Source organism: Acidovorax sp. GW458-11-26-14-TSB4 (genome assembly GCF_059423865.1).
Genome location: NZ_JBWKYR010000013.1, coordinates 148,018 through 157,420 on the forward strand (window position 1 = coordinate 148,018; position 9,403 = coordinate 157,420).

Here is a 9,403-nt window from a genome sequence, read left to right on the forward strand (position 1 = left end):
GTCAATATCCTTTGCTGCGATCGGTGGTGCCGCGCTGCTGCGCCTGCAGGGTGATGCGCGCGGGCAGCGCCAGCAGGGCCCCAAGCTCCTGGATGGCGGCCTGCGCGGCGCGGATCTCGGCATCGGTGGAGCGCGCCGTGGTGCACACCGCCGTCAGCTCCGCGATGCGCTCGGCCGCGTAGGCCTGCACGCCGCGCCACACGGCCGTGGCGGGGTTGATCTGTTCCATCCAGCTCATGTGAAATTCCCTCTGGTCATATCCCCCTCCCGTTCATGGCGGCGAACTGCATCTCGGCGTTGAGCATCTGCGCCCGGTTGTCGCGGTCGGCCTGGCGGTCGGCCAGCACGGCGCGGGTCTTGTGCGCCTCGAAAGCCTGGCGTTGCGTGGCCTCGGCCTGGCCGGTGCGCTCGCGCGCAGCGCTGCGTGCGGCATCCAGTGCCATGCGCTGCTGCGCCAGCTCGCGTTGGGCCAGGCTTTCCTCACGCCGCATCTGCAGGCGGGCCTTTTCCAGCTCGCCCTCCATCGCGGCCTGCTCGCGCTGCTGGGCCACACGCTCGGCCTGCGGGTCCGCCTTGCCCGGGGGCTGCTGCGCCTCGGCCTGCTGCATGCGGGCGATCTCCTGCTCGGTGGGCAGCACGCGGTCGGGGTCGAGCTTGAAGGCGCGCGCAAACTCGCGCATCAGCCGCATCTGGTTGCTCGGCGGCAGGCCCATGGCCTGCGCCGTCTGCATGAAGGCCTGCAGCCGCTGCGCCTGGCCCTCCAGCTCCACCAGCGCGGCAATGCCCAGCGCGCGCACGCGGCTGTCGCCCTTGATCTCGGCCTTCTCGCTGTACTGCATGTTCCAGTCGAAAAAGCGCGTGATGAGCGGCGTGACGATGTCGTCGTCCCAGTTGCGCACCGCGCGGCGCACCCACAGGTTGGCCGCGTTGTAGGCAATGCTGGCGCCCGTGGCGCTCTGCATGTAGTTGGGCGCCTCGGTGCCCTGCAAAAAGGCTGGCAGCGTGCCCACCTCTTCGATGAGCTGCTTGCTCATGCCGAAGATGGCCTGCAGCTCCTGCAGCCTCGCATCGATGGCAATGAACTGGATGCCCTGGCGCGCGTCCGAGCCCGGGCGCTTGTTGCGCCAGAACTTGCCCGGCGCCATGCGCCAGGAGCCGTCCACCGGCTCGATGGCCTGGTCGTCCACCACCACCTGGGGCAGCACGCACAGGCCCATGTTGTCGTGCATGGCGCGAAAGGCGCTGTTGGCGCTCTCCTGGTTGTCGCGCACCTCGTACGGCATGCCAAAGCCGAAGATGCTGGCCTCGTCCATCTGCCAGGTGAACACGCTGTAGGGGTGCTCGTTGCTGTCCAGCGGGTTCAGCGCCGCCTTGAGCACCTCGCCCTGGCTGCCGAACCAGACCACGCCGGTGTAGGTCCTGAGCGGGTCTTCATCCACCGCGCAGCCGCAGTCGATCAGGTCCTGCGCGCTGATCGGGCCGTGGTACTCCCACACCTCGTAGCGCCGGTCCTTGGCGCCACTGGCGCCGCTGATGGCGCGCAGCCGCTCGCGGTGGTTGCTGGAGGGCGTGCCAGGCTCGGCGCCCAGCATGCGGCGCAGCGCATCGGCGTCCACGTCGGGCATGTCCTGCAGGTCGGCCGCCTCCTGGCGCGTGAGGTAGTGGCGCTCGAACACGAACTCCGCCTCGCGGATGTGCGTGCTGCTCATGTCGGGAAAAAAGTTCCAGATGTCCACGCGCCCCGCCTGCGGCAGCGGCTTGCGTGCCAGGCTCATCACATACGCGCCATCGCCCTGCCGCTCCCAGCGCTTGGTGGTGCGGAACATGGGCACCGGCCCCTTGATGACGCCCGTGCCGTACAGCACCGCATCGTGGATCACATCGCGCGCATGGCGCGGGTAGCTGCACTCGGCCAGTTGGTCGTCGATCTCGCGCTGCATCGCGTCGCAGCGCTTGGCCGCCTCGCCCACCAACTGGCCGATGGCCTGCTTGATGCCGCCGGCCGTCAGCATCGGCCCCTCGGGCGACTGCATGGGCGTGGCAGGCGGCAGCTGCCCGGCCAGGTCCAGGGCCTCGTCCAGGTCGGGCACGGGCGTGGGCTCGATCACATAGCTGCGCTCCTCGCTGGGGAACAGCATGTCGAACAGCCGCGCCTCCACCAACCCGCACAGCCGGCGCGTGAGCGGCACGAACACGCGGCTGCCGTACTCGTTTTCGTCGCCGAACATGCCAGGGTCGTACTGTCCGTTGAACTGGCGCACATCCTTGTACCAGCGCTCCTCGGTCACCTGGCGCTGCTGCACCTGCTCCTGCGCCAGGGTCAGCAGCCGCCGCCCCAGCGCGCCCACGCGCACGGCGCGGGCCTCGGCCTCGCGGCGTTGCTGCGCGGCGTCGGCCTCTGCCGCATCAGCCAGCAAGGCCAGCGCCTCGTCGGTGCCCATGGCCCCCGTGGCGACCAGGGCGGTGATGCCATCGGCATCCAGGGCAGGCAGGCCCTCGGCCAGGGCCTGCGGCGGGAAAGAAAGCGGTGGATTGCGCATGCACCGCAGTGTTGCGGGGCACCCGTTGGCGGACAACGCGCGGCATATATGCAGGCAGGCGGCCCGACCCCTCTTCGCCGGCAGCAACCGCCTTGCCCGCGTTAGTCACATCTTCGCCATGTTGCCACCCCATCGCGCGCCCAGGGCAGCGAGGCGCACGCCCTTTGCTGGCACGCCCGCGTGAATCATTCGGTTACCGACGAACGCCGTGCAGAGTTTTTGTTGACCCTTGCGGATCTTTCACTTACTTTCAACCACCACCCCAGACCGGGGGACTTTCTGGCATAGCGCCTGCCCTGGATGAACGCAACCGAAGCAACGAACCTTGATACCTGGCGCGAACCGCGTTGCCAAACAGCTTGCCAGGCGCCCTTCGCGCTTGCGTTCACCCTGTGTTGACAGACCGCCGGCCTATCTGCACTTGGCGCACCCTTGCGCCCATGCATTCGGCCGGCAACCTCGCGATCACCGGCGCCACAGCCCAGGCCACGGCGCGCCATACCACGCAGGTGTGCATGCGGGGCCTGGCGAGCAGCCCATTCACCCATTTCACTGAAGCAGCACCATGACCACCCTCCAGACCAACGATGCGGCCGCCCGCGAAATCATCTTTGTCGACAGCCGCGTCAAGGACGCCGATACCCTGCTCAAGGGCTTTCCGCCCGGCGCGCAGGTGGTCTACCTGGATGCGGGCAAGGACGGCCTGGCGCAGATGGCGGCGGCGCTGGGCGAGCGCGGCGACGTGGGCGCCGTGCATGTGCTGGCCCACGGCAGCGAAGGGCAGCTGTGGCTGGGCACCACCTTCCTCGATTCCGGCAACCTGGCCGGGCACGGTGATGCGCTGGCCGCCATCGGGCGCGGCATCACGGCCGATGGCGACCTGCTGGTGTATGCCTGCAACCTGGCCCAGGGCGAGGTTGGCGCGCAGTTCGTCAGCAGCCTGGCGGCCCTCACCGGGGCCGACGTGGCAGCCAGCGACGACCGCACGGGCGCGGGCGGGGATTGGGAGTTGGAAATCACCAACGGGCATGTCGAAGCGGTATCCGGCGTCACCGCAGACGCTGCGGCCAGCTACGAGCACGCACTGGCAACCGTCACCGTCACCACAGGTGCCGACAGCGGCGCGGGCTCCCTGCGCCAGGCCATCGCATCCGCCACCGCCGGCGACACCATTACCTTCAGCGCCGTGTCGACCGTCACGCTGGCCAGCGGCGAGCTTGTCATCAACAAGAACCTGATCATAGACGGCGACCTGGACAACAACGGCACTGCAGACGTCACCATCGATGCCAACTACACCAGCCGTGTGCTGAGCATTACCACGGGCTCGACTGTGACGCTGGATGGCCTGGTGATCACGCATGGATCGCTTTCGGGTGTCGGTGGGAATGGCGGCACACTTAGCACCGATGGCGGCAATGCCCTCGGCGCAGGCATCTCTAACGCAGGTACGCTGACCATCAACAACACCAGTGTGACGGCCAACGGCGCTGGTGGAGGTGGCGGCGGTGCAGGTGTGACAAACGTCTATGTTGGTGGTGGTGGCGGCGGCGGCGGCCCACTCATCAATGGTGCAAGCCAAGGGGTTGGAGGCCGCGGAGGTGATGCAGGGCCTGGTACCGGCAACTACGCAGGGTCCGCCGGAGTCAGCGGCGCAGGCGGCATGGGAGGTGGCCATGACGGCGTCACCATGGGCGGCAAGGGCGGAGCGACCGCGGGGGGGGCCGGTGGCATCGGCTCGTTCAACTATTCCACCGGCGGCGCCGGTGCCACAGCCACCAGCGGTACGCTCAAGGTCAGTGGCGGCGGCGGCGGCTCCGGCTGGGATGCCACCGGCAAAGCCGGCGGCATGGGCGTAGGCGGCATTTACAACGCCGCCACTGGCACCATTGCCGTCATCGGCACCTCGGCCATCACCAACAACGTGGGCGCGGGCGGCGGCGGCGGCGGCGGCAGCGGCACTGGAAGCAACGACGAAAGTGGCGGCGCCGGGGGCCTTGGTGTCGGCGGTGTCTACAACCTTGGCACCTTCAAGATCACCACCGCCAATTTCGGGCTCATGTCGAACAACGTCGGCGTCAGCGGCAGCGGCGGGCTGGAAGACGGCGCCGGCAGCACGGGCACGGTACCCACGGCCGTCACGCACCTCGGCGGCACGGGCACGACCGACACCGCCTACGTTCCCCCGCCCACCCTCACCAGCGCCACCTACGACGCGGCCACCGGCGCCCTTTCGGTCACCGGCACCAACATGACCGCCGGCGACACCATCGCCGTCAACAAGCTCACGCTCATCGGCGAGGGCAGCACTGCCCACATCCTTACCAGCGGCAACGTGACCGCCAGCAGCGCCACCACGTTCAGCGTCACGCTCAACGCCACCGACCAGGCGGCAGTCAACCTGATCCTCAACAAGAACGGCACGGCCTCCACAGGCGGCACCACCTTCAACCTGGTCGCTGCCGATGACTGGGATGCCAACGTCACTGCGGGCAACACGGCCGATGCAAGCAATGCCGTGACGGTGAGCAACGTGGCCGTGCCCACCATCACCAGCGCCACCTACAACGCAGCCACCGGTGTCCTGCTGGTCACGGGCACAGGCTTCCTCAAGCTCGATGGCGCCACCAACGACATCGACGTCAGCAAGCTCACCTTCATGGGCGAAGGCGGGGCCACCCGCCCACTGACCACCAGCAGCGTGGAGATCACCAGCGGCACATCGTTCACGGTCACGCTCAATGGCGCAGACCTTGCCGCCGTCAACCAGATCGCCAACAAGAACGGCACCACATCCACCGGCGCCACCACCTACAACCTGGCTGCGGCAGAGGACTGGGCTGCGGGGGCCGATACGGCTGTCGTGGTGGCCGATCTCACGGGCAATGGCATCACGGTCTCCAACGTGGCCGTGCCCACCCTCACCAGCGCCACCTACAACGCGGCCACCGGGGTATTGACGGTAACAGGCACGGGCTTCCTCAGGCTCAACGGCGCCACCAACGACATCGACGTCAGCAAGCTCAGCTTCCTGGGCGAAGGCAGTTCCAGCCACGTGCTGACCTCCACCAGCGTGGAGATCACCAATGGCACCACGTTCTCGGTCACGCTCAACGCCACCGACAGAGCGGCCATCAACCAGATTGCCAACAAGAACGGCTCCAGCTCCACCGGCGCCACCACCTACAACCTGGGCGCCGCCGAGGACTGGGCCGCAGGGGCCGATACGGCTGTCGTGGTGGCCGATCTCACCGGCAATGGCATCACGGTCTCCAACGTGGCCGTGCCCACCATCACCAACGCCACCTACGACGCCAGCAACGGAACCCTGGTGGTCACGGGCACGGGTTTCCTCAAGCTCAATGGCGCCACCAATGACGTCGACGTCAGCAAGCTGACCATCACAGGCCAGGGCGGCGCACCCTACCCGCTGACCACGTCCAGCGTGGAGATCACCTCTGACACCCAGTTCACCGTCGTGCTCTCCGGCACCGACCAGGCCGGCCTGCGCACCCTGGTCAACGCCAACGGCACGCAGTCCTCGGGCGGCACCACCTACAACCTGGCCGCCAACGAAGACTGGGCTGCCGGCGCCGATGCCGCAGTCGTCGTCGCCGACCTCACGGGCAATGGCATCACCGTCTCCAATGTGGTCTCGCCCACCCTCACTTCGGCCACCTACGATGCCGCCACCGGCACCCTGTTGGTGACGGCCACCGGCATGCTCACGGGCGATGCCATCGACGCCACCAAGCTGACCCTCACCGGCCAAGGCGGCAGCTTCGCACTGACCGCAGACACCTCCAACACCACCGCCACGAGCGCCACCGCCTTCACGCTCACGCTCGGCGCCGCCGACAAGCTGGCCGTCAATGGCATCCTGAACAACAACGGCACCGCCGCCGCAAACGCCACGGTCTTCAACCTGGCCGGGGCCACGGGCTGGAACTCCACGGTCAACGCGCCAGCGGACACCACCGGCAACGGCATCACGGTCTCCAACGTGGTGGCCCCCACCATCACCAGCGCCACCTACGACGGCGCCACGGGCACCCTGGTGGTCACCGGCACCGGCCTGGTCAAGACCGTGGGTGCCACCAACGACATCACCGTCAACAAGCTCACCATCACCGGCGAGGGCGGTTCCTACGCCCTGTCCACCACGGCCGATGTGGAGGTCACCTCGGCCACCAGCTTCACCCTCACCCTCGCCGGTGCAGACATCGCGGCCGTCAACGCCCTGCTCAACAAGAACGGCACCAGCTCGGCCGGCAACACCACCTACAACATCGCCGCCGCCGACGACTGGAACAGCGCCATCACCGGCGCCAGCATTGCCGACCTCACGGGCAACGCCATCACCGTGTCCAATGCCGCCCCCGGCATCCAGTCGGCCAGCTACAACGCCAGCACCGGCGTGCTCACCGTCGCCGCGCTCAACATCGCCACGAACGACGCCATCGACGTCACCAAGCTAACCCTCACCGGCCAGGGCGGCAGCTTCGCACTGACCGCAGACACCGCCAACGTCACAGCCACCAGCGCCACCGCCTTCACGGTCACGCTCGGCGCCGCCGACAAGCTGGCCGTCAACGGCATCCTGAACAACAACGGCACCGCCGCTGCGGACACCACGGTCTTCAATCTGGCCGCCGCCGCCAGCTGGAACACCACCCGCGCCAGCGGCGCCGACACCACCGGCAACGGCGTCACGGTCTCCGCTGTAGCAGCCCCCACCATCACCAACGCCACCTACGACGGCGCCACGGGCACCCTGGTGGTCACCGGCTCCGGCCTGGTCAAGACCGTGGGTGCCACCAACGACATCACCGTCAACAAGCTCACCATCACCGGCGAGGGCGGTTCCTACGCCCTGTCCACCACGGCCGATGTGGAGGTCACCTCGGCCACCAGCTTCACCCTCACCCTTGCCGGCGCCGACATCGCGGCCGTCAACGCCCTGCTCAACAAGAATGGCACCAGCTCGGCCGGCAACACCACCTACAACATCGCCGCCGCCGACGACTGGAACAGCGCCATCACCGGCGCCAGCATTGCCGACCTCACGGGCAACGCCATCTCCGTGTCCAATGCCGCCCCCGGCATCCAGTCGGCCAGCTACAACGCCAGCACCGGCGTGCTCACCGTCGCCGCGCTGAACATCGTCGCTGGCGATGGCATCGATGTCAGCAAGCTGTCGGTTGCGGGCCAGGGCGGCGGCTCCTATGGGCTGACCACGTCCAATGTCACCGCCACCAGTGCCTCGGAGTTCTCGGTCACACTGAACGCCGCAGACAAGCTGGCCATCAACGGCATCCTGAACAACAACGGAACCTCCGCTGCGGACACCACGGTGTTCAACCTGGCGGCAGGCGCCAGCTGGAACACCACCCGCGCCAGCGGCGCCGACACCACCGGCAACGGCGTCACGGTCTCCAATGTGGTGGCCCCCACCATCACCAGCGCCACCTACGACGCCACCACCCACATCCTGACCGTCACCGGCACCGGCCTGGTGGGGACCCTGGGTGCCACCAACGACATCACCGTCAACAAGCTCTCCATCACCGGCGAGGGCGGCTCCCGTGCCCTGTCCACCACGGGCAATGTGGAAGTCACCTCCGACTCCAGCTTCGCGGTCACCCTCTCGGGTGCCGACATTGCTGCGGTGGAGGCCCTGTTCAACAAGAACGGCGCCACCTCCACCGGCGGCACCACCTACAACCTGGCCGCCGCCGATGACTGGAACAGCGCGGTCACGGGTGCCAGCATTGCCGATGCGGTCTCGGCCATCACGGTCTCCAATGTGCCGGCCCCCGCCATCACCAGCGCCACCTACGATGCGGCCACTGGCGCCCTGGTGGTCACGGGCACCGGGTTCTCGGGCCGGGCCGGCGCAGCCAACGATATCCTGGCCACCAAGTTCAGCTTGACCGGAGAGGGCGGCGCCACCCATGTGCTGACGGCCTCCACCGCCAACGCGGAGATCACCAGCGCCACGTCGTTCACGCTGTCCCTGAGTGCCGCCGACCGGGCGGCCGTGGCCCAGCTGACCAACAAGAATGGCACCAGTTCCACCAGCGGCACCACCTACAACCTGGCGGCGGACGAGGACTGGGCCGCCGGGGCCGATGCCGCCCTGGCGATCATGGACGCCACCAATGCCGTCACGGTCTCCAGCGTGGCCGTGCCCACAGTCACCAGCGCCACCTACAACGTGGGCACCGGTGTGCTGGTGGTCACGGGCACCGGGCTGCTGGGCAAGAGCGGCGCACTCAACGACATCGCAGCCAACAAGCTGACTTTCACCGGCAAGGCCGGCGGTACCCATCTGCTGGCCAGCACCACCGATGTCGAGATCACCAGCGCCACCTCGTTCACGCTCACGCTGGGCGCCACCGACAAGACCGCCGTGAACCTGCTGCTGGACAAGGAGGGCACCAGCTCCAGCGACAGCACCGTCTACAACATCGCCTTTGCCGAGGACTGGAACACCGGGGCCGATGCGGGCGTGGTGATTGCCGACCTGGCGGGCAATGCGGTCACGGTGGGTGGCTTTCCTTCGGACGGTGGCGGCACGCCTCCGAGCACTGGCACGGTGGACGGGGTGCCCGTCATCACCGAGCCAGGCCCCGGCGGCTCCACCGTCGTCACCATCCCGGTGGTGCTGCCCACCCGCCCGGACGTGCCCGGCACACCCACCCCGCTGGCCGACATCCCCCTGGTCACCTCGCCCAGCGGTACCCCCATCGTCTCGGTGAGCGTGCCCACGGGCGTGGGCCTCTCGGCCGAGGGCCTGACCACCACCACCGCCGGCTCGGCCGCCCTGGCCGAACTCGGCTTCCGCATCGAGCGCATTGCCG

At 68.2% G+C, this 9,403-nt stretch carries 3 protein-coding genes; 1 reads left to right on the forward strand and 2 read right to left on the reverse strand.

The genetic code is table 11. The annotated features are described in order from the left end of the window. Position 1: 1 nt before the first annotated feature. Positions 2 to 238 (reverse strand): hypothetical protein, encoded by a 237-nt coding sequence (locus AC07X5_RS23305; RefSeq protein WP_409960453.1) that lies wholly within the window; start codon positions 236 to 238, stop codon positions 2 to 4. Positions 239 to 254: 16 nt separating this feature from the next. Then, the gene (locus AC07X5_RS23310) at positions 255 to 2,540 is read right to left on the reverse strand and encodes a portal protein (RefSeq protein WP_494772034.1); all 2,286 of its coding nucleotides are present in this window, start codon (positions 2,538 to 2,540) and stop codon (positions 255 to 257) included. A 565-nt stretch (positions 2,541 to 3,105) separates the two neighbouring features. Here AC07X5_RS23310 and AC07X5_RS23315 point away from each other — a divergent pair. Beyond that, positions 3,106 to 9,403: DUF4347 domain-containing protein (locus AC07X5_RS23315; RefSeq protein ID WP_494772035.1), on the forward strand; the 6,298-nt coding region annotated here is incomplete at its 3' end.